Below are 26,806 nucleotides of genomic sequence, written 5' to 3'. Positions count from 1 at the left end.
AGTGTAACCCGCATCGGTGACTTACACGACAGGTGTCGGTTATCGGTTGGTGAAGTCGCTCCCGAGGGTGCACAATCTCCGGGTGGACGCACGCATCGCACGAACCCGCCGCAGCCTGCAGGGTGCGCTCTTCGCGCTCGCGCGGGAGCGCGGGGTCGACCACGTGTCGATCAGCGACATCGCGCAGCGCGCCGGGGTCAACCGCAGCACCTTCTATCAGCACTACTCCGACAAGGAGACGCTGCTGGCGGACGCCCTCGACCGGGTTGCTCAGGAGGCGGGCGCGGAGCTGCGATGCATCGACGAGTGGACCCGTGAGCCTCCCGCAGTGCTCGTCACGTTCCTGCGCCACATCGACGAGCACGCCGAGCTCTACCGCCGCGTGTTCTCGGAGCCGGGCTCGGGCGTGGTGCTGGCGCGTCTGCGTCAGCACGTGCACGACGCCGTGTACGACTCCGCGCAGACGGTGGCCGAGCGCGACCGCGACGTGCCGATCGACGTCATCGCGGCGGGAGTGGCGGGGTCCATCGTGGGCGTCATCGGGGCCTGGCTCGAGCGCGAGCCGCGCGCGCCGGTGAGCGATGCCGCGCTGTGGGTGTGGCGCATCATCATGGGCCCGCCCGATCCGTACGGGCCTCGGTGACGGAGCCGGTGAAGCCGGCCCGCGCATCGGCCGTTGATACGTGTCGGTGCGGCGGCGTACACTGGAGGGACAACTGCACAGGGGATGATCGGTTTCGACGTGTGTGCTTTCTTCAGGGGAAGCGGGCCGAGGACGTCACGTTATCTCGTTAACGATCGTGGCAAACCAATAGGTGCCGATTCCAAGCGCACCGACTTCGCCCTCGCTGCTTAAGCGAGCGTAGAAGTCCGTCAGCCCAGGCTCGTTCCCGGCTTGGTTCCTGGCGTCATCTAGGGAACTTGCTCCACCCCTTCGTCACCGGGGGGTGGGGGACTCTTAGGTGACTGGGGCTATCGCACAGCTTGTCTGAAGGCAGTGCGGGTCCGAGATACTGATAATTCAGACTGCGCCCGGAGAATACCTGTCGTCGTGCACGCGGACGCGGGTTCGATTCCCGCCATCTCCACGCTTTCATCCCTGGTAGGTGACCGAAAGGCCGCCGTGCTCCCGTCTGTGAAGCGCGGCGGCCTTTCGTGCGCGCGGCCCACGCGGGCTAGCGTGGTGGCCTAGCGTGGTGGCATGGAACAGCGCACTCTCGGCCCCGCCCCGTTCACCGTCAGCGCGGTGGGACTCGGCTGCAACAACTTCGGTCGCGCCGGCACTGCCTCGGAGTCCCAGGCGGGGACGGACGCGGTCATCCACGCGGCTCTCGATGCGGGCGTCACGTTCTTCGACACCGCGGACCTGTACGGCGGCGAGTGGGGCCTCAGCGAGACCCTCATGGGCCATGCCCTGCGCGGCCGCCGCGACGAGGCCGTCCTCGCCACCAAGTTCGGCTTCATCGATGTCGCGACGCCGCTCGACGACCGCGGCGCCAAGGGGTCGCGCGCCTACCTGCGCGCCGCGTGCGAGGCTTCGCTCGAGCGCCTGCAGACGGATCGCATCGACCTCTTCCAGCAGCACCAGCCGGATCCCGCGACTCCCATCGAGGAGACCATCGGCGCCCTCGCGGAGCTCATCGACGAGGGCAAGATCCGCAGCTACGGCGTCTCGCAGTTCACGGCTGAGCAATTGACTGCGGCCGATGCGGGGGCCACGTCGGTCGGCGCGCCCGGCATCGCGTCGAGCCAGGACGAGCTGAGCCTCGTCGCCCGCGCCGTCGATGCCGACGGCCGCTTCGCGGCCGCCGAGCGCATCGGCGCCGGGTTCCTGCCTTTCTTTCCCCTGGCCAACGGGCTCTTCACCGGGAAGTTCTCGCGCACGGAGATGCCTGCGGATTCCCGCATCGCCCGACAGCGGCCCCACATCGCTCAGGACGCCGACTGGGACGCGATGGAGGCCTACCAGCGCCTGTGCGACGACTGGGGCGTGTCCATGCTCGAGGCCACCCTCGGGTGGTTCCTGGCGCGTCGAGGCGTCTCCTCGGTGATCGCGGGCGCGACGCGGCCCGAGCAGGTGGCGCAGAACGCGGCCTCGGCCGCATGGCGTCCCGAGCCGGACCAGGTCACCCTGATCGAGGCGCTGTTCCCGGCCTGAGGCGGGCCACGGGGGCGCTGACGGGGCCGGGTCCTGGCCACAGCAAGGCGAGTTTTCAAGGGGTCGCCGAAAACGTTCTCCACGGGCGTGTCGCGTTGCTGGGGGCCCGGTGATGCTGTTAACGTTCACGCCATGACGCCCGATCCAGGCGCGCGCCACGCAGGCGCGCTCGCGAGCGTCGCCCGCGCGGCCGGGCACGGTCCCGGCCGATGTGGATTCCTTGCCGGTGCCGCTACCCAGACCTCCGTCCTGGGTCGAGCCCGCGGCGCGCGGTACCGTGGAATCCGAGATCTCCGTGAGTGGGGGGAGCGCCACTGCGGCGCGGTCCCGCACCGCACCACGACCACTTGCCGGGAGGCACCTCAGTGAGCCAGTTCAGCTCTGCCGTTCAGGAAACCATCGATCGCATCCGGGCGGACGTGTCGCGGCTGCACAGCGAGCTCACCCGCTATGAGCTCGTGGTGTGGACGGGCGGAAACATCTCCGGGCGCGTGCCGGGTGAAGAGCTGTTCGTCATCAAGCCCTCCGGCGTGAGCTACGACGAGCTGGCCCCCGAGAACATGATCCTGTGCACCCTCGACGGACAGGCCGTGCCTGGTTCGCCCGGCTCAGAGCGCAGCCCCTCGTCCGACACGGCAGCGCACGCGTACGTGTATCGCCACATGGCCGACGTGGGCGGCGTGGTGCACACGCACTCGACGTACGCGACGGCGTGGGCCGCGCGGGGCGAGGAGATTCCCTGTCACATCACCGGAATGGCGGACGAGTTCGGCGGACCCGTCCCGGTGGGCCCGTTCGCGATCATCGGCGACGACAGCATCGGCCGCGGGATCGTCGCCACTCTGGAGGGCCACCGCTCGCCCGCGGTGCTCATGCAGAACCACGGCGTGTTCACCATCGGCAAGGACGCGAAGGCCGCCGTCAAGGCCGCCGTCATGTGCGAGGACGTGGCTCGCACCACCCACATCGCACGCCAGGGAGGGGACCTCATCCCGCTTCCCCAGGACAAGATCGATGCACTTTTCGATCGCTATCAGAACGTCTACGGACAGCGCGGCGACGCCGCCGCAGAAGGAGAATCGAAGTGAGCACCCGTTCAGTCATCCCCGACCTCGCCGAGTACGAAGTCTGGTTCCTCACCGGTAGCCAGGACCTCTACGGGGAGGACACGCTTCGCCAGGTGGCCGAGCAGTCGCAGCAGGTTGCCGCGACGCTGGATGGCGCCGGCGCGGTACCGGCTCGCATCGTGTGGAAGCCGGTCGTGAAGTCGCGTGACGGGATCCGTCAGGCGATGCTCGACGCGAACGCGGACGACAGGGTGATCGGCGTCATCGCGTGGATGCACACCTTCAGCCCCGCGAAGATGTGGATCGCCGGCCTGGGCGCCCTCGACAAGCCGCTGCTGCACCTGCACACGCAGGCGAACGTGGACCTGCCGTGGGACAAGATCGACATGGACTTCATGAACCTCAACCAGGCCGCGCACGGCGACCGCGAGTTCGGGTACATCGAGACCCGCATGTCGATTCCGCGCACCACGGTGGCGGGCCACGCCTCGCACACCGCCACGCAGGAGCGCATCGGCACGTGGGTGCGCGCCGCCGCCGGTCGTCACGCGAGCAGGAACCTGCGCCTGGCGCGGTTCGGCGACAACATGCGCAACGTCGCGGTCACCGAGGGGGACAAGACCGAGGCCGAGATCAAGCTGGGCGTCCAGGTCAACACCTGGGGCGTCAACGAGCTGGCCGAGGTCGTCCACGCGCAGTCCGAGACGGACATCGACGCCCTGGTCGCCGAGTACGTCGACACCTACGACGTCGACGAGAACCTGCGCCCCGGAGGCGAGCGGGCGGACTCCCTGCGCTACGGCGCGGCGATCGAGCTCGGCCTGCGTTCGTTCCTGGAGGAGGGAGGCTTCACGGCCTTCACCACGACGTTCGAGGACCTGGGCGAGCTGCGACAGCTCCCGGGCCTCGCAGTGCAGCGCCTCATGGCCGACGGATACGGGTTCGGCGCCGAGGGTGACTGGAAGACCGCGATCCTGGTGCGCACCGCCGCCGTCATGGGTGCCGGCCTGCCGGGTGGCGCGAGCCTGATGGAGGACTACACGTACCACCTGGAGCCCGGCAACGAGCTGATCCTCGGCGCCCACATGCTCGAGGTCAACCCCGCCCTGTCCAGCCAGAAGGCGCGCCTCACGGTCGCCGAGCTCGGCATCGGCGGCAAGGAGGACCCGGTCCGCCTGGTCTTCACGGCCGATGCGGGAGACGCCATCGTGGTCGCCATGAGCGACATGCGCGAACGGTTCCGCCTGGTCGCCAACGTTGTGGAGAACGTGGACCTCCCGGCGCCGATGCCGAACCTCCCGGTCGGTCACGCCGTGTGGAAGCCGCAGCCCGACTTCCACACCTCCGCCACCGCCTGGATCCAGGCAGGTGCGGCGCACCACACCGTCATGTCGAACCAGGTGGGACTCGAGGTGTTCCGGGACTTCGCGACCATGAGCGAGGTCGAACTGCTGGTCATCGACGAGTCGACCACCCTGCCGGGTTTCGCCGCCGAGATGCGCGCGAACGCCGCGTACTACCGACTGGCACAGGGGCTGTAGCGAGCGCGGAAGGTGTAGAGAGCACGGGGCCTGTCGAGACCGCGAGCTCTCACGGGTCGGGGACGGCTGGCTCGTCGCGCAGCAGCTGCGTCGTGACGGGCACCAGCCGCACCTCGACCCCTGACGGGTCGACTCCTGCGGTGGACAGCGCGGTCGCGAGCGCGTCCGTGCTCGGCAGGGGAGTGGGCCCCTCGAAGCTCAGGGTGAGGTGCTCCCCGGCGGCGTCGATCCCCACGAACTCGACGTCGCGGGTCTGCGCCCACTCCACGGCAGCTTCGCGCGCCGCGTCCTGAGTGCCCTGCTCCTCCGAGAGGTGAATGGCGGAGGCGATCAGCGGTGCGGCGATCACCACCGCGACGGCGCCCAGGGTGACCACACGGCTCCACGGACCCCTGTCCACGTGGCGCGGGTCGTTCGCGTTGACGTCCCCTGACTCGACGTCCTTGGGAAAGCCCAGCGACGCGCGTACGCCGCACAGCACCATGGTGAGGGTCCCCGTGGCGAGCGTCGCCGTGGCGTTCGCCACGAACAGCACGAATGCGTCCCATGCCGGCGCGTATGCGCCGGACTCGAGCAGCAGTCCCGTGACCGCGAGCGCGGAGATGATCGTGACGGCGATGGCGACGCCGGGCACCGAGTTCGAGATGTCCTCGCGCACGAGCGCGACCGCCGCGACCACCCCCGTGAGCGCTCCGACCACGACGTCGAATCCGATGGGCACCACGCGGCCCGCGACGAGCGCATTGGTCTCGGGGGAGACCGGGGCGTCCACGATGAGACCGAGCAAGAAGCCCACAGCGACCGCAGCCGCGGCGCCGGCGAGCACGAGTCCGACCGAACGCAGCATGTTGGCGCGCTGGCTCAGCACGGCCGCGAGCATCACCCCGGTCATCGGGGTGATGAAGGGGGAGATGATCATCGCGCCGATGAGAGCCGCGACGGACTCCGTGAGGATGCCTGCGGCCGCAAGCGCGGACGACAGGATCATCAGCACCCAGAACTTGGAGTAGCGCCGGGCGTTGTCGTCGTGCTCGAACAGCACGTCCTGGCGCATGCGCGCCACCGCTTCAGGCGTGGCGCGGAAGTCGCTCAGGTAGGACATGGTCCCAGTGTGTCCGCACCGCACGCCCCGCGCGCGGTCGGTACGTCAGGGCCGAGAGATGCTCAGCGGCCCATCGCGGAGCGCTCGGGGCAGTCGAACGGGTCACGGGCGGCCAGTCCCACGCGGTTCAGGTACTCGATGACGATGCCGTAGGACTCCATGAGACCGGTCTCCGTGTACGGGACGTTGTGCGTCTCGCAGTACTCGCGCACGATGACGCGGGTGCGGGCCAGGTTGGGGCGCGACATGTTCGGGAACAGGTGGTGCTCGATCTGGTAGTTGAGCCCGCCCATGAAGATGTTCATGCCCCATCCGCCGCGGATGTTGCGGCTGGTGAGCACCTGCTTGGAGAAGAAGTCCATCTTGACGTCGTCGGGGACGATCATCATGCCCTTGTGGTTCGGGGCGAACGAGGCGCCCATGTACACGCCGAACACGGCCATCTGGACGCCGATGAAGGCGAACGCCATGCCGAGCGGCAGCATCAGGAACACCGGCACGAGGTACAGGCCGAAGTGGAGCGCGATCATCGGCAGCTCCATCCACCGCTGACGGCGCGAGCCCTGCGTGACGAGCGACGCGACGGATCGGTAGTGGAGGTTCAGGCCCTCGAACGTCAGCAGCGGGAAGAACAGCCAGCCCTGACGCTGGTTGATCCACCGGATGACGCCCTTGGTCTTGGCGGCGTCCTCCTCGATGAAGGTGATGGTGTCCTGCTCGATGTCCGGGTCGGAGCCGCGCTTGTTGGGGTTCGCGTGGTGACGCGAGTGCTTGGACATCCACCACTGGTGGCTGATGCCCACGATGATGGTGCTGAGGATGCGGCCCAGGCGGTCGTTCGCGGGCCCGGAGACGAACACGGCGCGGTGCGAGGCTTCGTGACCGAGGAACGCCACCTGCGTCAGCACGAGGCCCAGCGCTGCGGCGACAGCCAGCTGCCACCAGGACTCGCCCACCAGGATGAACGCGGTGATGACCCCGCCCAGCGCGAGCGCCAGGGCGGCCCCGAAGACGGCATAGAAGCCGTAGGCGCGGCTGAGCAGCCCGGTGTCCCGGACTGTCGCGGCGATCTCTGCGAATCGGTGCGTGATGGGGTTGCTGGGGAAGTGGGCGGGCGCACTGCGCGGCGTGTCCGTCATGTCACTCCTGAGGTCTGTCGTCGGTGCGGCTCTTCAGCCGAGTTCGAGCGGAAGCTGAACGTATTGATCCACTAACCCTACGCGACCGTAGGTTCCGAGTCACACCCCCACGTGGGGGATGTCTCAGCGAATCCTGCACCTCCCGCCGGTACTGTCGTGCCCATGATCGCCCCCATCATCGCCACGGTCGTCGGACTCGGCATCCTCGCGTGGAGCGCGGAGAGATTCGTCATGGGAGCCGCGACCGTCGCCCGGTTCCTGGGAATGGCGCCCCTGCTCATCGGCATGATCGTGATCGGCTTCGGCACGTCCGCGCCGGAGATCGTGGTGTCGTCCTTTGCGGCCGCGCAGGGCACACCCGAGATCGCGCTGGGCAACGCGTTCGGCTCGAACATCGTGAACATCGGACTGGTGCTGGCCGTCACCGCGATCATCCTGCCGGTCATCGTCCGCCGCGGCATCCTCCGCAAGGAGATGCCGCTGCTCATCGTGGTGACCCTGGTCGCGTGGCTGCTGATGAGCGACGGGCAGCTCTCGCGCGGCGACTCGGGCGTGCTGGTGCTGCTGCTGGTGGTGCTGCTCACGTGGTCCGTGCTGCAGTCCCGGCAGGAGCCCGACGAGGACTACGCCCATCAGGTGGATCAGGAGACGGATTCGCGCGGGCTGTCGAAGCGTGCCGCATGGATCTGGCTGGGCGTGGGGCTGGTGCTGCTCGTGCTGTCGTCGCGCCTGCTGGTGTGGGGCGCGACCGAGATCGCCGTGGAGCTCGGCTGGTCGGACCTCGTGATCGGCCTGACCGTGGTGGCGATCGGCACCTCGGCACCCGAGCTGGCGTCGTCCATCGCCGCCGCCCGCAAGGGCGAGAACGACCTGGCGCTGGGCAACATCATCGGCTCCAACCTCTTCAACACCCTGGGCGTGGTGGGCATCGCCGGGCTCATCGCCCCGGCCGCGGTCGGCACCGACCTGCTCTATCGAGACCTGTCGATGGTGATGCTCATGACCGTGCTGCTGCTGATCTTCGGGTTCCGGCTGCACCGCGACGGGCGCATCAACCGATTCGAAGGGGCGGCGTTCCTCGTGCTCTGGCTCGGCTACACCGCCTACCTCGTGCTGAACCCCTCGTGACCGGGGCCGATGCCAGGGCGACCGCGCTGTCGCTGCGCGGACTGACCAAGCGGTTCGGCGCGACCCTCGCGGTGGACGGGATCGACCTCGACATCCCCACCCACACGTTCTACGGAGTCGTGGGGCCGAACGGAGCGGGCAAGACCACCACGCTGTCGATGGCGACGGGCCTGCTCGAACCCGATTCCGGCTCCGTGTCGGTGCACGGGATCGACCTGTGGTCCCGGCCGGATGAGGCCAAGCCCCTGATCGGCGTGCTGCCGGACGGACTGCACACGTTCGACCGCCTCACTGGCGCCGAGCTCATCAGCTATGCCGGACTCCTGCGCGGGATGCCGCGGGATGTGGTGCGCGAACGCCGCGACGATCTGCTCGCCGCGCTCGACCTGGGGTCCGCCGGCTCGACGCTCGTCACCGACTTCTCTGCGGGAATGACCAAGAAGATCGGGCTCGCGTGCGCCCTCGTTCACGCGCCGCGCGTGCTCGTGCTCGACGAGCCGTTCGAGGCGGTGGACCCGGTCAGCGCCGGAGCGATCCGCCGCATCCTCCAGTCGTTCGTGGACACCGGCGGCACCGTCGTGCTGTCGTCGCACGTGATGGCGCTCGTCGAGCGGCTGTGCGACCACGTCGCGGTGGTGGGCGCTGGCCGGATTCTCGCCGCGGGCACCGTCGACGAGGTGCGTGGAGGCGTGGACCTGGAGGAACGGTTCGTGGGACTGGTGGGCGGCGGCGCCGATGCGCGGGATCTGACGTGGTTGCGGCAGTCCTAGGGCTCAAGGCCCGGGTGATGCGTCACCAGCTGCGGCGCGAGTGGTGGCGCGCGCTGCTGCTCATCGGCGGCGCCGTGTGGTCGCTGTCGCTGATCCCCGCGACGTTCTGGGTGCAGCGGTTCCTGTCCCTCGAGACGTCCGACTCCCGGGCCACGATCCTGGTCGCGTTCGCCGCCGTGTGCGTGGCGGGCTGGGTCGTGGTGCCTCTGCTCGTGACCGGTCTCGAGGACACCCTCGACCCGGGCCGGTTCGCGAGCCTCGGCGTGCCCGCACGACGGCTCATGCCGGGACTGACCATCGCCGCGGCGCTCACCCTTCCCACCCTGTTCTTCGTCGCGGTGTTCGTCATCCTGGCGGGGGCGTGGCGTCACGACGGCGCGGCGGTGGTCGCTGTGGCCACCGTGGGCGGCGTGCTGACGGTCGCCCTCATGATCGTGAGCGCGCGCGTGGGGGTGGCGTGGTCCGGCCGGCTGCTGTCCTCGCGCCGCGCGCGCGCGGCGGGCGCCGCGGGTGCGGCGGCGGCCGTCGCGCTGCTCGCGCCCGCGGCGTGGATCACCCTGCGGTCGGGACTCGACTCGGCTCTCGCGTATGAGATCCCGGTGATCCTGGAGTGGCTCGGCCGGACCCCGGTGGGTGCCGGCATGGCCGCGCCGGGAGCGCTCGCTCAGGGCGACCCGGTGGCCGCGGCGTGGCGACTCGGCGTGCTCGCGCTCACGGTGGTCATCGTGCACGCGGCGTGGCGCGCGAACGTGGCCTATACGCTCGTGCACCCCACTTTCAGGGGAGCGGGCGCGCGGCGCCGGTCAGACGCGATCCTCGACGCGCGCGGCGCTCACGGCGGCGAGGACGGCGTCGCCGCGGCGGTCCGTGCCCGGTCGCTCGTGTACTGGCGCACGGACGCCCGCTACATCGTGAGCGCGATCGGGGTCGTGACCCTGCCCGTCGTGTTCTTCCTGCTCGTGGTCCCGATCCTCGGTCTCGACGACCGCTGGGCCTTCGCCGCACCGGTCATGCTCGCCGCGTCGATCGGCTGGGGCCGCCACAACGACGTCGCCTACGACTCCACGGCGCTGCACATGGACATCGTCGCGGGCAGAATCGGGCGGGCATCGATGATGGGGCGCATGCAGGCCGTGCTGTCGTGGGCGGCTCCGCTGCTCGTCCTGTCCGCCGTCGGCGTGCTGGCCTGGTCGGGGCGATGGGACGCGGCGCCCGGACTGGTGGGCGCCTGCGTGGGCGCGCTCGGCGTGACGCTCGGCATCTCGGCGGTGACGTCCGTGCTGCTCCCGTATCGCGCGCCAGGACCGGGAGAGAATCCCTTCGGCGCCGAGGTGGGATCGGTCGGCGCGAGCCTCGTCGCTCAGCTGGTGTCGGGGGTGGCCATGGCGGCTGCGCTTCCGCTGGTGACCGCGGCCTTCGTGCTCTCTCTGACGGCCGATGCGCGCTGGGGCTGGGTGGCCCTCGTCGCCGGGGTGGGTCTCGGCACGGCGGGCGCGATCGCAGGCGTGAGGGCCGCGGGCACGCTCTTCGACCGGCGGTCGGGACGGCTGCTGGCCGCGGTCTCCTGACGCCACGGGGGCCTTCCGGCGGCCCGAGCGCCGTCGTAGGATGGTCGTCATGAGCGAGACCCTCGACCCCCAGTCGGAGCCCGGCTCCCCGCAGGGCGGCACCGCGACCATCGAGCGCGTCGACACCCGCGAGCTCTCCGAGCCCGGCGACGCCGAGCGCTTTGCGCACTACGTGCGCAAGGAGAAGATCATGGAGTCCGCAATGTCGGGCGACCCCGTGATCGCGCTGTGCGGCAAGGTGTGGATCCCGGGACGCGACCCGAACAAGTTCCCCGTGTGCCCGGCGTGCAAGGACATCATCGACGGCCGCTTCGGCAGCGACGACGGGGACGACTGACCGCCCCAGCCTCGCAAACCCCGTCCTGACGCCTGGCCTCCCCACCCCGCCCGCGCATCGGCCCTAGGCTGGAGACGTGTCCACGCAGGGAGAGCTCGAGCGCGAAGGCGCTGTGGCGACCCGCACCGACGATGCATGGGTCACCATCGTGTGGAACGACCCCGTCAACCTCATGAGCTACGTCACCCACGTGTTCCAGACCTACTTCGGCTTCTCGCGCCACGACGCGGAGGCGCGCATGCGGGAGGTGCACGAGAAGGGCCGCTCGGTGGTCAGCTCCGGCGGCCGCGAGAAGATGGAGGTCGACGTGCAGGCGATGCACGGCTACGGGCTGTGGGCGACGCTGCAAAGGAGCGGCGAGTGAAGGGCTTCTCCGTCCGCGGCGACGCCGCAGTGGCGGAACTGGACGACGAGGAGCGCATGGTCATCGCGCGCATCGTCGCCGACGTGGGGCTGCTGCTCGGCGGCGAGCAGTTCGGCATGGACTCTCCGATCGACCGCGATGCGGGCCTGGACGAGGCGGACGAGATCTTCCGGCACCTGCGGGGCCTCGAGGAATCGCTCGCTGAGCCGCACGACCCGGCCGTGCTGCGGCTGCTGCCGACGGCGTCGAAGGACGACCGCGACGTCGCCGACGAGTTCCGGCGGCTCACGGAGGGCGACCTGCGCGACCTCAAGGTGGCGCGGCTGCGCACCATGTGGGAGCAGTTGAGCGAGGACGGTCCCGAGTGGGCGGTCCCCGCCGCGGACGCGATGTCGACGGCCGCCGCGCTCACCGACGTGCGGCTCGTGCTCGCGTCGCGACTGCGGCTCGACAGCGACGAGGACGCCGAGCGGCTGCACGACGAGATCGATCTCGCGACCCACGCCATCGCGACGGATGCCGAGGACGACCTGGAGGTCGACCCCGAGAGGGTCTGGCTCGGGATGCTCTACCAGGCGCTGACGTGGCTGCAGGAGTCGCTGGTGCAGTTCGCGATCGAGGAGGACGGACGTGAGTGACGCGCCCATCGGGGTGTTCGACTCGGGGGTCGGGGGGCTGACGGTGGCCCGCGCGATCATGGATCAGCTGCCCCACGAGTCCATCCACTACGTGGGGGACACCAAGTACGGGCCGTACGGGCCGCTGCCGATCTCGGACGTGCGCAGGCACGCACTGTCGATCATGGACTCGCTGGTCGAGGACGGCGTGAAGATGCTGGTGATCGCGTGCAACACCGCGTCTGCCGCCGTGCTGCGCGACGCCCGCGAGAGGTTCTCGAGGGAACGGGGCGTGCCGGTGGTCGAGGTGATCGTCCCCGCCGTCCGGCGGGCCGTCTCGCTCACCAAGTCCGGGCGCATCGGGGTGGTGGGCACCACCGCGACCATCACGTCCGGGGCCTATGACGACGCCCTGGCCGCCGCGCCGGACATCTCTCTCCACTCGCAGGCGTGCCCGCGGTTCGTCGAGCTGGTCGAGTCCGGCATCACCTCGGGGCCCGAGGTCATCGCGCTGGCGCGGGAGTACCTTGCGCCGCTGCAGGCAGCCGACGTCGACACGCTCATTCTGGGCTGCACCCACTACCCGATGCTGCAGGGCGCGATCGGCTACGTGATGGGGCCCGACGTGACGCTGGTGGACTCCGCCACCGAGACGGCGATCGACGTGTATCGGGCGCTCACCGCCCAGGGCATCGAGCGCACCCCCGGCAGCGTCGCCGATCACCGGTTCTTCGCCACGGGGGAGTCCGCGCGATTCGAGGCGCTCGCGCAGCGGTTCCTCGGGCCCGTCGTGACGCGGGTGGAGGCGCTGTGACGATGCGACTCACCATCGTCGGGTGCGCGGGCTCCACCGCCGGCCCGGACTCTCCCGCGTCCTGCTACCTGCTCGAGGCCGAGGACCAGGACGGCCGCATGTGGCGGCTCGTGATGGACCTGGGGTCGGGTGCCATCGGACCGCTGCAGCGGTACTGCGATCCCGCCCGGGTGGACGGGGTGCTCGTCTCCCACGGCCACCCCGATCACTGCGCGGACCTGGGCGCGCTGTCGGTGCTGCGCCGCTATGGCCCGGCCCGCGACGAGGACCTCCCGCTGATTCCGCTGCTCGGCCCCGAGGGGCTGGACCGTCGCGTGCACGAGGTTGCGGGGGACCCGGACGGCGCGGACATGGATGTGTTCGATTACCGCCCGCTCGCCCACTCCGATGTGACCCACCTGGGCCCGTTCACCATCACCGCCGCGCGTGCGCGCCATCCCGTGCCGGCCCTCGCGTACCTCGTCTCGGCCGGGGACTCGCACCTGCTGTTCACCGGGGACACCGACCGCTGCGACGAGGTGGACGACCTCGCGGCGCGCGCCGGGCTGATCCTCGGCGAGGCCGGATGGGGGACGCGGGAGGTCAACCCCGACGGGGTCCACATGACGGGAGACCAGCTGGGCCGCATGACGGCGGAGGCCGGCGTCGAGTCGCTGATCGTCACGCACGTCGCATCCTGGATCGATCCCCAGCCCACGCTCGCGGCCGTGCGTCGTCACGTGCCGCTCGCGTGCCTCGCGCGCCCGGGCCACGTGCACGGCTTCTGAGCAGGGCTTCTCGCGTTGCCCGTCCCGCACCGCCGTTAGGCTCGGGGCATGACTTCCCTCACCCGCGCCGATGGGCGCGCCCCCGACCAGCTCCGCCCCGTAACCTTCGAGCGCTCGTGGCTCGATTCCGCCGAGGGCTCGTGCCTCGTGACCTTCGGCGGCACCAAGGTGCTGTGCGCCGCGTCGTTCACGCAGGGGGTGCCGCGCTGGAAGAAGGGCTCGGGCGAGGGGTGGGTCACCGCCGAGTACGCGATGCTGCCCCGCTCGACGAACACGCGCAATGACCGCGAGTCCGTGCGCGGCAAGATCGGCGGACGCACCCACGAGATCAGCCGCCTCATCGGCCGCTCGCTGCGCGCCGTGATCGACGTGAAGGGCCTGGGCGAGAACACCATCGTGCTGGACTGCGACGTGCTGCAGGCGGACGGCGGCACCCGCACCGCCGCCATCACCGGCGCCTACGTGGCGTTGGCCGATGCGATCGCGTGGGGCCGCGCCAACGGCGCCATCAAGCCCGGCGCGCAGCCGCTGTCAGGTTCGGTGTCCGCGATCTCGGTGGGCATCATCGACGGCACGCCCATGCTCGACCTGCCCTACGAAGAGGACGTGCGCGCGGAGACGGACATGAACGTCGTGATGACGGGCGACGGCGGGTTCGTGGAGGTGCAGGGCACGGCCGAGGGCGAGACGTTCAGCAAGGCGGAACTGGACGAGCTGCTCGCGCTCGCGACCGCCGGCAACGCGGACCTCGCAGCCATGCAGGCGCGGGCGCTCGGTGTCGACAAGGCGGCGGGCTGACATGACACGCCTCGCCATCGCCACGCGCAACGGCCACAAGGTGGACGAGATCTGGGCGATCCTCGCGCCGCTGCTGCCGCACGTGCACCGGGACGAGGTCGCATCGGCGCTGGACCTGGACGCGCCGTCCCCCGTCGAGGACGGGGTGACCTTCGAGGCCAACGCCCTGATCAAGGCGCGGGCGCTCGCGGCCTCGACGGGTGCCCCGGCGCTCGCCGACGACTCGGGTCTCGCGGTCGACGTGATGGGCGGCGCCCCGGGCGTGTTCTCCGCGCGCTGGGCCGGATCCCACGGAGACGACGCCGCCAACCTCGCGCTGCTGCTGGACCAGATCGCGGACGTGCCCGACGAGCACCGCGGCGCCCAGTTCGTGTGCGCGGCGGCCTTCGTGACGCCCGACGGCCGAGAGTTCGTCGAGGTGGGGCGCATGCTCGGCACGGTCGCACGAGAGCCACGCGGCGACGGCGGCTTCGGCTACGACCCTGTGTTCGTGGCCGACGGACAGGGCGTCACCAACGCCGAGCTCAGCCCCGAGAGCAAGAACGAGCTGTCGCACCGGGGGGCGGCGTTCAGGGCCATGGCTCCTCACGTGGCGGCCATCCTGGCCGAGCCCCGCGCCTGAGCGCTCTGCGACCCTCGCCGCGATCGCGGTGACGCCCGCGCGCCTCCCGGCCCCCGCATCGGCCGACCGCACGGCGTGAGTGCAAGGGAGTGCCGGCCCGCCCCTGCGGCGGCCGATCGGACGGTTCAACTGAGCGCCGGCGCCTGGTCCGCCGCATAGCTGCGGCGAGGCCGCTCAGTTGGTCCGGTCCGTCGTGCGGGGTGGGGCCGATGCGCGGGTCGGCTTGGGCGCACCGGACCGCTGGTCCGGGCTCAGTCCAGGACGCCGCAGTGGGCCAGCGCCCGGCGCAGCAGGCTGTGCTGACCGCCGGTCATGTCGCGGGCGACGTCGTCGCTGGCCGCCTCCTCGGGGCTGAGCCACACGATGTCGAGAGCGTTCTGGCTGGGCTCGCATTCACCGTCGACCGGCACCACGAACGCCAGCGCCACCGCATGCTGACGCGAGTCGTGGAAGGCGCTGAACCCCTCGGTCGGAAAGTACTCCGCCACCGCGAACGGCGTGGGAGAGGTGGGGATGCGAGGCAGCGCCACGGTGCCCAGGTCCTTCTCGAGGTTGCGGATCAGCGCGTCGCGGATGCGCTCGTGGAACAGCACCCGGCCGGCGACGAGGGCGCGGGAGATCGCACCATCGTCCGCGCGCAGCAGCAGCCCCACCTCCGTGACCTCGCCCGCGGCGTCGACCCGAACGGGCACCGCGTTGATGTACAGCAGCGGGAGCTCCCCACGGACGTGTTGCAGCTCGCGCTCGGACAACCACCCGGAAGGCTCGGGCGGCATCTCTGCCATGTCTGTCATACCTCCTTTCTACCGTCTCGCGGTGGCTTGCATCGCAACCGCGCCGATGCGTGGGAGCCTGGTTCGGAATACCCCCCAGTGGACTCGCGTTACCGGGGGCACTGAAGCGACAAGAGGAAGGAACCCCATGGGAACCGTTGAATTGACCACCGAGAACTTTGAGCAGACCGTGACGAAGGACGGGATCGTCCTCGTCGACTTCTGGGCCGAGTGGTGCGGGCCGTGCAAGCGCTTCGCCCCCATCTTCGAGCAGTCGGCAGAAGAGAAGCCGGAGATCACCCACGCGAAGGTCGACACTGAGGACCAGCAGGCGCTGGGTGCCCAGTTCGGCATCACCGCGATCCCGACGCTGATGGCGTTCCGCGACGGGATCATGGTCTACAACCAGGCCGGTGCCCTCGCGGGCCCCGACCTGCAGAACCTCGTGAAGGCCGTCGAGGACCTCGACATGGACAAGGTCCGCGCCGACGTGGCCGCTCAGCAGGCCGCCGAGTAGTCGACGAACCGCGTCACGCGACGAGCCCCGGATCCGTGAGGTCCGGGGCTCTTTGCGTGCCCCGCGGGGTGACCCACCCCGAGCCGACCGTGCGGTCAGGTGGAACAGGCCACGCAGCGTTCGCGTAGGGGCCGGGCCTCGAGCTGCGCGAGGGGTATGGGATTCGCGCAGGCCACGCAGATCCCGTACTCGCCGGAGTCGAGACGTCGGACCGCATCGTCCGCCTGGCGCGCGTGCGCGCGGGCGGATTCGAGAAGGCCGGCCGCCATCGACCATTGGGAGGAGAGTGTCGCTCCCTCGGGGTCATGCTCGTCGTCGTCGAACTCGCCGCGCCGCTCCTGGGTCAGGGCGTCCAGCTCCGTCTCGAGCGTGACCACCCGGGCGCGCAGCCGCGCCTGCTGCTCCAGCAGCAATCCTCGCTGGTGCTCGTCCGGCGTCATGGCCTCACCCTAATCGGGCGCGCCGGGGCCGTGCCGTGAGGGGGGGATGCGGCCACCCTCCCCGCACCAAGGGGCGGATGGCCGCATCGCCTCGACGTGCGCGAGGGGGGACTTGAACCCCCACGTCCGAGGACACTGGAACCTAAATCCAGCGCGTCTGCCAATTCCGCCACTCGCGCGCGGCCATCAGGATACTGGGGCCCGGTACGCCCCGTTGATACCCAGCACGGCCAATCCTGAGCGCCAGCGCCGTGCTGGATACCCAGCAGCGCCAATCTGGGCGACTGCGGGTGAGTGGGTCAGTCGAGCCCCAGGTCGCGGCGCAGCTTCGCGACGTGGCCCGTCGCCTTGACGTTGTACTGGGCCAGCTCGACGTCTCCGTCGGGCCCCACCACGACGGTCGAGCGGATCGACCCCTCGACCTCCTTGCCGTAGAGCTTCTTGAGGCCCCACGCGCCGTAGGCGTTCTGCACCTCGCGGTCGGGGTCGGACACCAGCGTGAACGTCAGGCCCTCCTGCTCGCGGAACTGGGCGAGCTTCGCGGGCTCGTCCTTCGAGATGCCCACGACCTCGTATCCGGCGCCCTTGAGCGCGTCCAGAGAGTCGCGGAAGTCGCACGCCTGCGTGGTGCAGCCGGGCGTCATGGCGGCGGGGTAGAAGTAGAGGATGACGTGGCGGCCGCGGTGCTCGGACAGCGTGAACGTGCCCTGGTCGGTGACGGCGGTGAAGTCGGGGGCGGGGTCGCCTGCAGCGAGTCGGTTGTCTGTCATGGTGACAACCTAACGCCGTATGGCCCGTGGACCATTCCCGCGCCCGCTCGATTTCGCTTCGCTCGCCTGCGCCTGCTAAAGTTGTCTTTCGCACCGCGCGGCATGGCATGCGCGCCGCGAGCACCTCTAGCTCAATTGGCAGAGCAACTGACTCTTAATCAGTGGGTTCCGGGTTCGAGTCCCGGGGGGTGTACCAACGGCAGAAGGCCCGGTCCCATGAGGGACCGGGCCTTCTGTGCGTCCGGGTGCGTCAGCTGGTCGCGAGGGCGCCGTCCGACGAGAACACCAGTCCCACGGCCACCTCACCGGTGGTGATCGCGGTCTTGGTCAGCGGGCCGCCGGCATCGAGCGAGCGGAACTCCGCGATGTCGATGCCGTACGTGCTCTCGAGCCCCGGCTGGCAGAACGGGCGCTCGGGGCACTCCGGGGGTCCGCCGAGCACGATCTCGCCGCACGACTCCGCGAGCTGCGAGAGCGACGTGACGCCATAGGCGTCGATGAAGCCCTGCGTGACGGCGAAGGCGTTCTGGTCCTGCGCATCGGCCGCAGCGCCCACGACCAGTCCCTGCTCCTCAGCGAGCGGCTCGAGAGCCGCGACGGTCTCCTCGATGTCGCCGGAGGCCACGACGTTGTCGACGTCGCCGTCGAGGAACTCCGCGAACGTGGCGGCGTACTCGGGCACGATGTCGATCTCTCCGCCCGTGAGCGCGGGGAGGTAGGTCTCCCGGTTGCCGATCTCGCGGACCTCGGTGTCGTAGCCGGCGTCCTCGAGCACCTCGGCGTAGATCTCGGCGAGGGTGATGTTCTCCGTGAAGTTCGCGGCGCCGACGGTGATGGTGCTGCCGTCGCCAGTCTCCTCGACGCTGATGCCGGCTTCGTCGACCCATGCCTCGGCCACCTCTTCCGAGGTCTGACGGTCGATGTCGACGGCCTTGTTCAGCTCGATGAGCCCTTCCGTGTCGAGCGCGGCGGAGACGGCATCGAGAGCCGCGATCACGTCGTCGGTCGCCACGTCCGCATTGAGCGCGGGAATGATGTTGTCGGAGTTCTGGAGCATCATGTCGTCCTCGAGCACCACCAACTGCTCGCCGGGTACGGGAAGGCACTGCTGGGCCATGGCGGTCTCCGAGGCCGCAGTCGTCGGCTCGGTTGACTCGTCGGGCGTGGGCGTGGGGTCGTCGGAGTCGCCGGAACTGCAGCCGGCGAGCGTCAGCGACGCGACGGCCAGGGCCGCCAAAGTGGCATTGCGGGTGCGCATGTCTGCTCCTCGTGTCGGGGTCAATCAGGATGAGCAACCACCAGGGAGCCCGGGATGTTCCCGGCTGACGGTGTCTACCAGGCTAGGCGCACAGTGGCCTGGGCGCGAGGGTGAGTTCGGCCGATGCGCGGGTTCAGGCGGTTGCGGCCGCCGCCTCCCGCAGTGGGGCGGCGGTCACGGTGTGCTGCAGCCTGGACATGATTCCGTCCGTCACCAGCGCGAGTCCCGCGACCAGGACCGCCCCCGCGAGCACCTGACCGTAGCGCTGCGTCGCGAGCCCGGTGTTGATGATGACGCCCATGCCGCCGCCCGCCACGAGAGCCGCGAGCGGCACGGTGGCGACCGTCTGCACGGTCGCGGTGCGCAGGCCCGCGGCGATGAGCGGGACCGCGAGCGGGAGCTCCACCCTCGTCGCCACCTGGAAACGGGTCATGCCTTGGCCGAGAGCGGCCTCGCGGACGTCGGGGTCCACGTCCGCCATCCCGGTGAAGGCATTGGACAGGATCGGGGGGAACGCGAAGATCGCGGCGGCCAGGATGACGGCGTTGTTGCCGAAGCCGATGGCCGATGCGGCGAACAGGGTGAGCAGCGCGAGCGTGGGAATCGCGCGGCTCACGTTCGAGGACACCACCGTCACGGCGCCGCCCTTGCGCACGTGGCCGAGGAAGACCCCCAGCGGCAGCGCGACGGCCACGGCGAGCACCACGGCCGCGAAGCTCATCCACAGGTGCTCGAGGGTGAGCGCGATGATCGAATCCTGCGCGAACCGCCATCCGCCGTCGAACGTGGCGGTGGTGATGCCGTTGGCGCCGATCCAGTTCTGGGCCGTCGTGAGGTACTCCCATGCCTCGCTGAGCGTGCTCATGCCGCCGCCCTCCGTCGCGCCCACGGCATCGCCAGCCGGCCGGCGAGCGCGAGCAGCAGGTCAAGCACCAGCGCGAGCGCGAGGCACAGCAGCGTCGCGGTCATGATCTGCGCGCGGTAGTCGGACTGCAGCCCGCGGAACATCAGCTGGCCGAGCCCGCCGTAGCCCACCACCACACCCACGGTCACGAGTGCGACCGTGCTGACCGCGGCGATGCGCAGCCCCGCGATGATGGACGGCAGGGCGTTCGGCAGTTCGACCTGGAACAGCAGCCGCATCGGCGTGTAGCCCATGCCGCGAGCGGCGTCGGTGACGTCCCGGTCGACGCCCTGCAGGCCCACCACGATGTTGCGCACCAGCACGAGCAGCGCGTAGGCCACGAGCCCGATCAGCACGGTGGTGCGGCCGATCCCGGTGAACGGCGCCAGCAGCCCGAACAGCGCGAACGACGGGATCGTGTACAGCACCCCGCTCACTCCCATGATCGGGGCGGACAGGCGCGGCATGCGCCTCGCGATGACGGCGAGAGGCAATGCGATCGCGACGGCGATCGCAAGGGCCTGGAGCGTGAGCGTGGTGTGGATGAGGAACTGCTCCGACACCTCTTCCCAGTTGCGCTCGAGGTAGTCGAGGGAGAGCCACGGATTCTCGGGCGCGTCCATTTCCCAGACGCTACAGGGCGCGGGCCCCGGCGACCAGCCGCCCGCACGGTAGCGTGGCGGCATGGAACACGCCGGCATCGCGTTCGAGCACGTCCGCAAGGAGTATCCGGACGGCACGGTCGCCGTCGAGGACCTCAGCCTGGACGTGGCTCCAGGAGAGATCATGTGCCTCGTCGGCCCCTCGGGCTGCGGCAAGTCCACGACGCTGCGGATGGTCAATCGGCTGGTCGAGCCGAGCTCGGGCACCATCACCGTCGACGGAGTCGACATCATGAGCCAGGACGCCGTGCAGCTGCGGCGATCGATCGGCTACATGATTCAGCACGTGGGGCTGTTTCCCCATCGCACGGTCGCGCAGAACGTGGGGACCGTGCCGAGCCTTCTCAAGTGGGACAAGGAGCGCCGTCAGAGCCGCACCGAGGAGCTGCTCGACCTGGTGGGCCTGCCGCACTCGACCTACGGCGGGCGCTACCCGCACGAGCTGTCCGGCGGCGAGCGTCAGCGCGTGGGCGTGGCCCGCGCGCTCGCGGTCGAGCCGCCGGTGCTGCTGATGGACGAGCCCTTCGGGGCCGTCGATCCCCAGCGCCGCCGCAGCCTGCAGCAGGAGTTCCGCGACCTGCAGCGCCAGCTGGGCCTCACCGTGATGATGGTGACGCACGACATTCGCGAGGCCGTGATCCTCGCTGACCGCATCGCGGTGTTCTCGGAGGGCGGCGCGATCGAGCAGATCGGCACTCCCGCCGAGGTGACGGAGCAGCCAGCGAACGAGTTCGTGAAGGACTTCCTCGCGGACTTCGGCGCGATCGCCGGCTAGTCCACGCAGGCCCCGACGGCCGATGCGCGGGCCGGCTCGGCGGGTGCTGCCTACTTGGGGCTCTGGGGGGATCCGGGCGTGCGTGAGCTGCCGGCGCTGGCATCGGGCCCGGGGTCGTCATCGGAGCCGTCGATCCACGAGTGCTTCGAGGAGCGTGACAGCCGTCGCGGCTCGCGCCACTTGGACCGCCACCACGCGACCATGCCGCCCTCGGCCTCTTGAGACTCGCGCTCCAGGCGTTCCTCGGCCTGTCGCATCTCCCGGTGCCGCCGTCTGCGCCTGCCCGTCGTGACGATCCGGTACACCGCGATCCCCATGATTACGAAGACGAACACGACGAGCACGGGCACGAAGATGGCGATCAGCACCAGCGCGACCGCAATCGCGTCCTCGGCGAAGGAGGCGAGCGGGGCGCCGGTGCCGCCGGTCGTGGCGTTCACGGCGGGTCGTGAGGCGGCCTTGGCGACGTGGGTCAACAGCGCGACGACTGCGCCCACCACGCCAGCGACCAGCGGGTTGTCCTGCCAGAAGTTCGACTCGTCGACCACGGTCGAGGCGGCGGTGGCCGCGAAGATGATGCCGCCCACGACGGGCCGCACGGCGGTCTGGATCAGGTCGTTGACGTGATCCACCCCGGGGATCTTGTCGATGATCAGCTCGGCGACCAGCAGGCCGAGCGAGATGATGATCGCCGGCCAGGACTGAAGCCATTCGAGGTGTGCGGGGAGTTGGATGAACTCGGTGAACCGGGCGAAGACGCCCACCAGCACCAACGGGATGAATGCATTGAGACCTGCCGCGGCGGACAGGCCCGCGCCGGTGAGCGCTGCGAGCATCCCTACCTCCATTCCGCGCACGCACAGTGCGCGTGGGTGACCGCTCAACGATAGCCCGTCGCATCGGGTTCGCGCGGCCGTGGGCGCTGCGCCGGGAACGCAGAAGGGCCGCCCCGAGCGGGACGGCCCTTCCGACTGACGGGTGCCTGAGTAGCACGTTCGGCAACTCCGCCCCCAAGACAAAAATCCTGGTCAGCCGCCTAGACCGTGGGGTCTACGAGGTCTCCCGACGTCCCCAGGATACCGCTCCGAAGGACGATCGTGGCCCCGTCGTGAGGACTGTCGAGACGGCTCAAACTTTTCTCACCGCCTCCGAGGTGGATGCGCTCGTCGGCGACTACCTGGCCGGGATGAGCGTCAAGGCCCTCGCCGAGAGGTACGGTATCCACCGCGCCACCGTGTTCGCTCACCTACGTCGCCGCAACGTGCCGAGCCGCCGACCAGGGCTCGGGATCGACGAGAAGGCCGAGGCCGTGCGCCTCGCACGCGCGGGCGTCTCGATGCGCGCGATCGGCCGCCGGATGGGCGTGGACCGCAAGGCCGTGCGCGCAGCACTGGTCGAGGCTGGACTCATTGCGGATGAGTCCGCCAGCAGTTCGTAGCGCCGCTCTGGGCCGCTGATGGCGCAGAGGGTTTCGGCGGACATCGTCGCTCCCGACGTGTCTCAGCCCGGAGAGCGAGGCGTGCAGCTACCGTTGGAGACGAACGACTGCTCTCGCCAGTTCGGCACCGAGGGCGTGGATCGCCGGACGGAGCACGAGAGCAGGGCTGGATATGGCTTACGAGCAGCTACCGATAGTCGAGGTCGACCTCGAACAGCTCCTTCTCGACCTGGAGAACTACCGCATACCGACACGCCGCGACGACGAAGCAGGTGCGCTGAAGTACCTGTTTGCATCCGAGGACGTCCTCGGAGCGGCGCGCCTGATCCTCCGTGACGGCTACTTCGACAACGAAGTCCCGATCGTGACGTCGGCATCAGCGTCCGGCGGTAGCTCCCCATACACCGTGCTGGAAGGCAACCGTCGAGTTAGCGCGCTCAAGGCGCTTCAGGACCCGACGATCGTGCCCGGCCATGAGGCAGAGATTCGCGCGCTGCTGAAGCGGTACGCAGTGGAGGCGGAGAATCTCCCCGAACGAATCCGTGTCATCGTCGCTCCCGACCGGGCGACGGCTGCACCTCACGTCGCGAGGTTGCACACCGGCATCTCGAAGAGGCGCTGGAGTCGCGATCAGCAGGCAACCTTCTACTATTCGCTCGTCGACGAGCAGACCACGGTCGACGATGTGAAGGCACAGTACCCGGATGTCGAGGTTGCCAGGTTCATGCGGATGGCCGTGATGCGGCGCTTCCTCAGCGCAGCGCCATTCTCCGATCACACCCTCCGGCAGTACGCCGCAAGTGACGACCTGGCGATGTCGGCCTTCGAGTATGCCTACCGAAGCAAGGAGATTGCCTCCGCGATCGGTGTCGAGTTCGACAAGGATGGCATGCTTCTGCCGCGGGCCTCGACGCCTGAGAAGATCGCTGTGAAGTTGACGAAGAAGAAGCTCAATGCTTTGGAGTACCTTGTCAGCGAGTTCCGTGCAGGGCGTCTCAACACTCGCTCACCAGAGTTCAAGAAGCGCAACCAGGAGTATCAGTCCCTGGTGGATCGCCTCAACGGCGTATCGACTGCGGCTCCGCCCCAACCAGCGCCGCCCACTCCTCCCGTGCAACCGACGCCATCCGGGCCGTCCCAAGGTGGCGCGTCCGGCGCGCCCGGTGGCCCCAACACTGGCGGGAGTGGTGCTGCTCCGAACCCACCCGGCCCTCCTGGCGGCACGGGCAGCCGTGGACCCAACCATCCAGACACGAAGGACACGCTTGATCTGTCGGGGCTGGACTACGAGAACGCGCCGCTGAATCTCAAGCTGCGATACTTCGAGTTGCGCAAGATCAGCCTCTCGAATCTCCCTATCGCGGCCGCGATCCTCATGCGCTCAGTATTGGAGGCCACCATCAAGGTCCATTTCGAGGGCTCTCCAACCCCCGCCACTGGACAGTTGAGCGATGTATTCAAGCGCGTGGTGCAGGCCTATGGACAAGAGAAGTCGCTCAAGTCAGGCATTAGTGCTATCCAGTCGGGTAACGCGCACAAGCACGGATCGATCCAGTGGTTCAACCTCATCGCGCACAGTGCCGATGCTTCCGTGAGTGCGGATGACGTCCGGCAGGCATGGAAGGTCGTGAACCCGCTGCTTAGGCGCTTGTTGCGCCCGCCATCGCAGACGTCGTCTGCAACGACTTGATCGCCCGCGCGACAGACGGGGATGCCACGAGCAGCTCTTCCGCCTGGCCCGGATACCTGGCGGAGTAGGTGAGTTCCAGTCGGCACTGGAACTGATCTCGATACAGTTTCTCGATCAGCGGGGCTGTGTCATAGGTCATCAACCAGTGTGCACTTTCAACGGAGTTGACGATCGTCGAGAGTGCCTTGTGGTCTCGTCCGTCGAAGGCATTGAGATAGAGTTGCGAGCCTGCTTGCACGTAGGGCGGGTCGATGTACATGAATGACCGGTCATCGTGAGAGTACTGCTGGATCACAGTCCGGCCATCCAGATCAGAGACCGTGATTCGATCCGCTAGAGCACCGATCGCAGTCAACCGCTCGACGAGTGTGAGCCGGTTGAATCGCGCATCAATCTTGTATTTTCCCTCCTGGCGCTGGCCGCCGATAACGCCGGCGTTCAGAATCCCGGAGCGATTGGTTCGATTCAAGAAAAAGAACGCGAAGCCCAGGCGCAGTGCATCGCGCTCGTCCCGTGAGCGATATACGTCGCGCTGGCGCTGCCACTCGTCGATCGTGAGTGGTGTTGACGCCACCATTTCTACGAACTCTGCGTTGTTGCCAACGACGGACTTCCAGAAGGCGTGGACGGCTGGGTCGATGTCGTTGACTACCAAGTGTTGGACGATGCCCTCGCGCAGAAGCGCGATCCCCGCGCCCACACCTCCGGCGTAGGGTTCGATGTAGCGGGCGTCCTTGATGCCAAGAATGTCGATGATGTCAGCGAAGAAGCCAGCGAGCGCAGCTTTTCCGCCGGGGTATCGCAATGGTGAGAGTGTGCCGTATCGGCGTGACCCGATGACACGCAGGCTGTCAGTCATTGGAGTCCTTCCTTGCCCGGTGTGCGGCAACACGGCAGCGGGCTGAGCAGAAGCGAGCGTCACCTCGTCCGAGGAAGGCTTGGTCGCAGTGCTCGCAATCTCGCCATGCCTCTCGGCGGCGTAGGCGTTCATGGCGTAACGCGCGATCAAGCTCGGTGAGCCCCACGTCACTCAGGCTGCCTAGACGCTTCATGTTACGGATAGTACTCGTTACAGATCACATCGTGGTTCGCCACGCGGACGCTCCCGCGAATAGGCCGTTCTTCGGAGTCCGCCGGGTGAATCTCCGTAGCTGCGCCCGTTTCGCCTCACTCGGGAGAGGACCCCTGAGCAGGGTGGGTGTCCGCGAGGCTCGGTCCGCGCACCTCGTCGGTAACGAACGCCGAGAGGAACCGAAGATGGCCAGTTTGAGTGATGTCGCGAGCGACGAGCGCACCGCGAGGATGGTGCTGTCGATGCTCGTCGAGCCCAACGACCCGGTGACAGGACGCATCTTGTCCAGGCTCGGAGCAGTCGAAACGCTTTGGCTGGCTGAACACGACGGTGCAGTAGGCGGGCTGAGCCCGGTGGACGCGCAGGTCTGGCGCGACCACCTCAGCGCGCCAGGCGCAACGGAACTGACCGCGCGCATCGACCAGGTGCAGCAATCGGGCGTTCGCGCGCTCATCCCAGGCGATAGCGATTGGCCCACCGCCGTCGATGATCTCGGTGAAGTCGCCCCCTACGTTCTGTGGACTCGCGGCGCGTCGTCCTTCCTCTCGCGCCCGGTGAGCGATCTTGTCACGATCACAGGCGCTCGGGCCTGTACCTCCTATGGCGAATACGTCGCCGGGGAACTCGCCAGCTCCGTTGCCGCCGACGAACGAGTTGTCGTCGCGGGAGGCGCCTACGGGATCGAGGGCGCGTCGCACCAGGCCGCGCTCGCCGCAGGTGGCGACACGATCGCCATCTTCGCCAACGGAGTTGATCGCCCGTACCCTGTCGGCCATCGCGACCTGCTCGATCGCGTCGCCGATGTCGGCCTTCTCGTTAGCGAGGTTCCGCCCGGTGCCGTTCCAACCCGACACCGGGTCATCGCCCGCGCACGACTGATGGCTGCGCTGTCCTCCGCGTCGGTCATCGTCGAGGCGGGCGCGCGATCAGGGTCACTGCTGGTTGCCCAGCGGGCCACCGAGCTCGGCCGACGTGTCGGTGCCGTCCCCGGTCCAGTCACGAGCGCCGCGAGTGTTGGGCCGCATCGTTTGCTGCGCGATGGCATCGCGTCCTTGGTGGCGGACACTTCGGACCTCACCAAGCTGGTGGAACGGTGCCAGGTGTCACGAGAGCGACTCGACAGGGAGCATGTCCGTCTGCCTTCGCCTGCTCCGACTCGCACGCTCTAGCGGGCCAGTCGGTAGTTAGGACGACTGGCCCTGAACTCAGCGAGAGCTTCGAGCGAGCTCACCCAGTGGCACACCCTCGGAGAGCTCCTGCTGCTGCCGCTGCGCGCGATACTCATGGGCACGAGCCCTTGCGAGGAGAACGACACTCACGGGGCCGATGGCCAGCATCTTGAGAGCGTTCCAGATGCAGAGCAGGACCACGAGGTGGAGCCATCCTGGGCGGCCGTTCTCGATGAGTGTGGTGCACCAGAAGGCGATGGCCAGATATGGGCCGGCGAGCAGCATCGCTGGCATGCCCCACTTCAGCCCCTTCCTGGTGCGGATCAGGTCGAGCAGGACGTTGCTCGGCATGTAGCGACGCAGGAAATAGCGGACCTCGGCGCTGGCTGTCCACAGTAGGCGGATCATGATGGGCTCCTCTCAACACGCGAGTCGTTGTCGAGACGGTGCGTGGAGAGTGACCCGAAGGTCTGCCGCGAGCGGCCCAAAGGTAAGGAGAAATCCGCCTCACCTTCAAGGCTACGCCCCAGTCATGACATTGGGAAG

30 protein-coding genes, 2 tRNA genes and 1 other RNA gene are annotated in these 26,806 nt (G+C 68.9%); 21 read left to right on the top strand and 12 right to left on the bottom strand.

Annotated elements, in window-relative coordinates; genetic code table 11:
- The first annotated feature begins 82 nt into the window (after nt 1-82).
- The 5 genes from ACNI14_RS04755 to araA all read left to right on the top strand — a co-directional run bounded on the left by ACNI14_RS04755 (nt 83) and on the right by araA (nt 4,766).
- Nucleotides 83-643, top strand: coding sequence for a TetR/AcrR family transcriptional regulator (locus tag ACNI14_RS04755; RefSeq protein ID WP_420518790.1), 561 nt, complete (start codon nt 83-85; stop codon nt 641-643).
- Nucleotides 644-723: 80 nt separating this feature from the next.
- Nucleotides 724-1,091, top strand: a transfer-messenger RNA (tmRNA) gene (ssrA, locus tag ACNI14_RS04750).
- A 110-nt stretch (nt 1,092-1,201) separates the two neighbouring features.
- Nucleotides 1,202-2,158 (top strand): aldo/keto reductase, encoded by a 957-nt coding sequence (locus tag ACNI14_RS04745; RefSeq protein ID WP_420518789.1) that lies wholly within the window; start codon nt 1,202-1,204, stop codon nt 2,156-2,158.
- A gap of 365 nt (nt 2,159-2,523) precedes the next feature.
- Complete coding sequence (locus ACNI14_RS04740; RefSeq protein WP_420518788.1) at nt 2,524-3,246, top strand: L-ribulose-5-phosphate 4-epimerase; 723 nt, start codon at nt 2,524-2,526, stop codon at nt 3,244-3,246.
- On the top strand, nt 3,243-4,766 hold the full coding sequence (araA, locus tag ACNI14_RS04735; RefSeq protein WP_420518787.1) for an L-arabinose isomerase: 1,524 nt from the start codon (nt 3,243-3,245) through the stop codon (nt 4,764-4,766). The genes ACNI14_RS04740 and araA overlap by 4 nt, the downstream gene beginning before the upstream one ends.
- Nucleotides 4,767-4,815: 49 nt before the next feature.
- Here araA and ACNI14_RS04730 read toward each other — a convergent pair whose 3' ends face one another.
- Together ACNI14_RS04730 and ACNI14_RS04725 are read right to left on the bottom strand one after the other, a co-directional pair.
- Nucleotides 4,816-5,868: a DUF389 domain-containing protein gene (locus ACNI14_RS04730; protein WP_420518786.1), complete on the bottom strand. Its 1,053-nt coding sequence runs from the start codon at nt 5,866-5,868 to the stop codon at nt 4,816-4,818.
- 62 nt (nt 5,869-5,930) lie between these two features.
- Complete coding sequence (locus ACNI14_RS04725) at nt 5,931-7,007, bottom strand: fatty acid desaturase family protein (RefSeq protein WP_420518785.1); 1,077 nt, start codon at nt 7,005-7,007, stop codon at nt 5,931-5,933.
- 162 nt (nt 7,008-7,169) lie between these two features.
- Here ACNI14_RS04725 and ACNI14_RS04720 point away from each other — a divergent pair, with 162 nt between their 5' ends.
- From ACNI14_RS04720 to rdgB, 10 genes are all read left to right on the top strand, one after another.
- Nucleotides 7,170-8,135, top strand: coding sequence for a calcium/sodium antiporter (locus ACNI14_RS04720; RefSeq protein WP_420518783.1), 966 nt, complete (start codon nt 7,170-7,172; stop codon nt 8,133-8,135).
- Entirely contained in the window at nt 8,132-8,905 is a 774-nt protein-coding gene (locus ACNI14_RS04715; RefSeq protein ID WP_420518782.1) for an ABC transporter ATP-binding protein, read from the top strand. Before ACNI14_RS04720 ends, ACNI14_RS04715 begins: the two co-directional genes overlap by 4 nt.
- Complete coding sequence (locus tag ACNI14_RS04710) at nt 8,887-10,473, top strand: hypothetical protein (RefSeq protein WP_420518780.1); 1,587 nt, start codon at nt 8,887-8,889, stop codon at nt 10,471-10,473. The genes ACNI14_RS04715 and ACNI14_RS04710 overlap by 19 nt, the downstream gene beginning before the upstream one ends.
- Nucleotides 10,474-10,522: 49 nt before the next feature.
- A complete protein-coding gene (locus tag ACNI14_RS04705) occupies nt 10,523-10,810 on the top strand; it encodes a DUF3039 domain-containing protein (RefSeq protein ID WP_420518779.1) in 288 nt (95 codons plus the stop codon).
- Between the two features lie 76 nt (nt 10,811-10,886).
- The gene (clpS, locus tag ACNI14_RS04700; protein WP_420518778.1) at nt 10,887-11,174 is read left to right on the top strand and encodes an ATP-dependent Clp protease adapter ClpS; all 288 of its coding nucleotides are present in this window, start codon (nt 10,887-10,889) and stop codon (nt 11,172-11,174) included.
- A complete protein-coding gene (locus ACNI14_RS04695; RefSeq protein ID WP_420518777.1) occupies nt 11,171-11,812 on the top strand; it encodes a DUF2017 family protein in 642 nt (213 codons plus the stop codon). Before clpS ends, ACNI14_RS04695 begins: the two co-directional genes overlap by 4 nt.
- A complete protein-coding gene (gene murI, locus ACNI14_RS04690) occupies nt 11,805-12,605 on the top strand; it encodes a glutamate racemase (RefSeq protein ID WP_420518775.1) in 801 nt (266 codons plus the stop codon). Before ACNI14_RS04695 ends, murI begins: the two co-directional genes overlap by 8 nt.
- A 2-nt stretch (nt 12,606-12,607) precedes the next feature.
- Nucleotides 12,608-13,372: an MBL fold metallo-hydrolase gene (locus tag ACNI14_RS04685; protein WP_420518899.1), complete on the top strand. Its 765-nt coding sequence runs from the start codon at nt 12,608-12,610 to the stop codon at nt 13,370-13,372.
- A 48-nt stretch (nt 13,373-13,420) separates the two neighbouring features.
- Entirely contained in the window at nt 13,421-14,170 is a 750-nt protein-coding gene (rph, locus tag ACNI14_RS04680) for a ribonuclease PH (protein ID WP_420518774.1), read from the top strand.
- 1 nt (nt 14,171) lies between these two features.
- Nucleotides 14,172-14,792, top strand: a complete 621-nt coding sequence (gene rdgB / locus ACNI14_RS04675) for an RdgB/HAM1 family non-canonical purine NTP pyrophosphatase (protein ID WP_420518773.1) — start codon at nt 14,172-14,174, stop codon at nt 14,790-14,792.
- Between the two features lie 251 nt (nt 14,793-15,043).
- Here rdgB and ACNI14_RS04670 read toward each other — a convergent pair whose 3' ends face one another.
- The gene (locus tag ACNI14_RS04670) at nt 15,044-15,586 is read right to left on the bottom strand and encodes a DUF4916 domain-containing protein (protein WP_420518772.1); all 543 of its coding nucleotides are present in this window, start codon (nt 15,584-15,586) and stop codon (nt 15,044-15,046) included.
- Between the two features lie 127 nt (nt 15,587-15,713).
- Here ACNI14_RS04670 and trxA point away from each other — a divergent pair, with 127 nt between their 5' ends.
- Complete coding sequence (trxA, locus tag ACNI14_RS04665) at nt 15,714-16,082, top strand: thioredoxin (RefSeq protein ID WP_420518770.1); 369 nt, start codon at nt 15,714-15,716, stop codon at nt 16,080-16,082.
- Between the two features lie 95 nt (nt 16,083-16,177).
- Here the strand turns inward: trxA and ACNI14_RS04660 are convergent, their stop codons facing one another.
- From ACNI14_RS04660 to bcp, 3 genes are all read right to left on the bottom strand, one after another.
- Complete coding sequence (locus tag ACNI14_RS04660; RefSeq protein WP_420518769.1) at nt 16,178-16,522, bottom strand: TraR/DksA family transcriptional regulator; 345 nt, start codon at nt 16,520-16,522, stop codon at nt 16,178-16,180.
- A gap of 97 nt (nt 16,523-16,619) precedes the next feature.
- A tRNA-Leu gene (locus tag ACNI14_RS04655) sits at nt 16,620-16,701 on the bottom strand.
- Between the two features lie 120 nt (nt 16,702-16,821).
- Nucleotides 16,822-17,292 carry a thioredoxin-dependent thiol peroxidase gene (gene bcp / locus ACNI14_RS04650; RefSeq protein ID WP_420518768.1) on the bottom strand — a complete coding sequence of 157 codons (471 nt, stop codon included), beginning with the start codon at nt 17,290-17,292 and terminating at the stop codon, nt 16,822-16,824.
- 120 nt (nt 17,293-17,412) lie between these two features.
- Between bcp and ACNI14_RS04645 the strand changes: the two genes are divergently transcribed.
- Nucleotides 17,413-17,488: transfer RNA gene (locus tag ACNI14_RS04645), tRNA-Lys, on the top strand.
- Nucleotides 17,489-17,542: 54 nt separating this feature from the next.
- Here ACNI14_RS04645 and ACNI14_RS04640 read toward each other — a convergent pair.
- The 3 genes from ACNI14_RS04640 to ACNI14_RS04630 form a co-directional block, all read right to left on the bottom strand.
- Entirely contained in the window at nt 17,543-18,550 is a 1,008-nt protein-coding gene (locus ACNI14_RS04640; protein ID WP_420518766.1) for a glycine betaine ABC transporter substrate-binding protein, read from the bottom strand.
- Nucleotides 18,551-18,683: 133 nt separating this feature from the next.
- Entirely contained in the window at nt 18,684-19,415 is a 732-nt protein-coding gene (locus tag ACNI14_RS04635; RefSeq protein WP_420518764.1) for an ABC transporter permease, read from the bottom strand.
- Nucleotides 19,412-20,077: an ABC transporter permease gene (locus tag ACNI14_RS04630; protein WP_420518763.1), complete on the bottom strand. Its 666-nt coding sequence runs from the start codon at nt 20,075-20,077 to the stop codon at nt 19,412-19,414. The genes ACNI14_RS04635 and ACNI14_RS04630 overlap by 4 nt, the downstream gene beginning before the upstream one ends.
- Before the next feature lie 61 nt (nt 20,078-20,138).
- Between ACNI14_RS04630 and ACNI14_RS04625 the strand changes: the two genes are divergently transcribed.
- The gene (locus ACNI14_RS04625; protein WP_420518762.1) at nt 20,139-20,891 is read left to right on the top strand and encodes an ABC transporter ATP-binding protein; all 753 of its coding nucleotides are present in this window, start codon (nt 20,139-20,141) and stop codon (nt 20,889-20,891) included.
- Nucleotides 20,892-20,941: 50 nt separating this feature from the next.
- Here ACNI14_RS04625 and ACNI14_RS04620 read toward each other — a convergent pair whose 3' ends face one another.
- A complete protein-coding gene (locus ACNI14_RS04620; protein ID WP_420518761.1) occupies nt 20,942-21,727 on the bottom strand; it encodes a DUF4126 domain-containing protein in 786 nt (261 codons plus the stop codon).
- Nucleotides 21,728-21,999: 272 nt separating this feature from the next.
- Between ACNI14_RS04620 and ACNI14_RS04615 the strand changes: the two genes are divergently transcribed.
- Together ACNI14_RS04615 and ACNI14_RS04610 are read left to right on the top strand one after the other, a co-directional pair.
- The gene (locus ACNI14_RS04615; protein ID WP_245787872.1) at nt 22,000-22,329 is read left to right on the top strand and encodes a helix-turn-helix domain-containing protein; all 330 of its coding nucleotides are present in this window, start codon (nt 22,000-22,002) and stop codon (nt 22,327-22,329) included.
- Between the two features lie 172 nt (nt 22,330-22,501).
- Nucleotides 22,502-24,019, top strand: a complete 1,518-nt coding sequence (locus ACNI14_RS04610; protein ID WP_073186125.1) for a hypothetical protein — start codon at nt 22,502-22,504, stop codon at nt 24,017-24,019.
- Here the strand turns inward: ACNI14_RS04610 and ACNI14_RS04605 are convergent.
- Complete coding sequence (locus ACNI14_RS04605) at nt 23,970-25,010, bottom strand: DNA adenine methylase (protein WP_300148879.1); 1,041 nt, start codon at nt 25,008-25,010, stop codon at nt 23,970-23,972. The genes ACNI14_RS04610 and ACNI14_RS04605 overlap by 50 nt on opposite strands.
- Nucleotides 25,011-25,276: 266 nt before the next feature.
- On the opposite strand from ACNI14_RS04605, the gene ACNI14_RS04600 reads away from it, so the two are divergent.
- Complete coding sequence (locus ACNI14_RS04600; protein ID WP_300148877.1) at nt 25,277-26,260, top strand: DNA-processing protein DprA; 984 nt, start codon at nt 25,277-25,279, stop codon at nt 26,258-26,260.
- 36 nt (nt 26,261-26,296) lie between these two features.
- Here ACNI14_RS04600 and ACNI14_RS04595 read toward each other — a convergent pair whose 3' ends face one another.
- Complete coding sequence (locus ACNI14_RS04595) at nt 26,297-26,668, bottom strand: sulfate permease (RefSeq protein ID WP_317839370.1); 372 nt, start codon at nt 26,666-26,668, stop codon at nt 26,297-26,299.
- Between the last annotated feature and the right edge of the window lie 138 nt (nt 26,669-26,806).

It is taken from the genome of Demequina pilifera (assembly GCF_048814985.1).
GTDB lineage: Bacteria > Actinomycetota > Actinomycetes > Actinomycetales > Demequinaceae > Demequina.
Note: the sequence above shows the minus strand (reverse complement) of the source record. Positions and strands in the feature narration are given on the sequence as shown.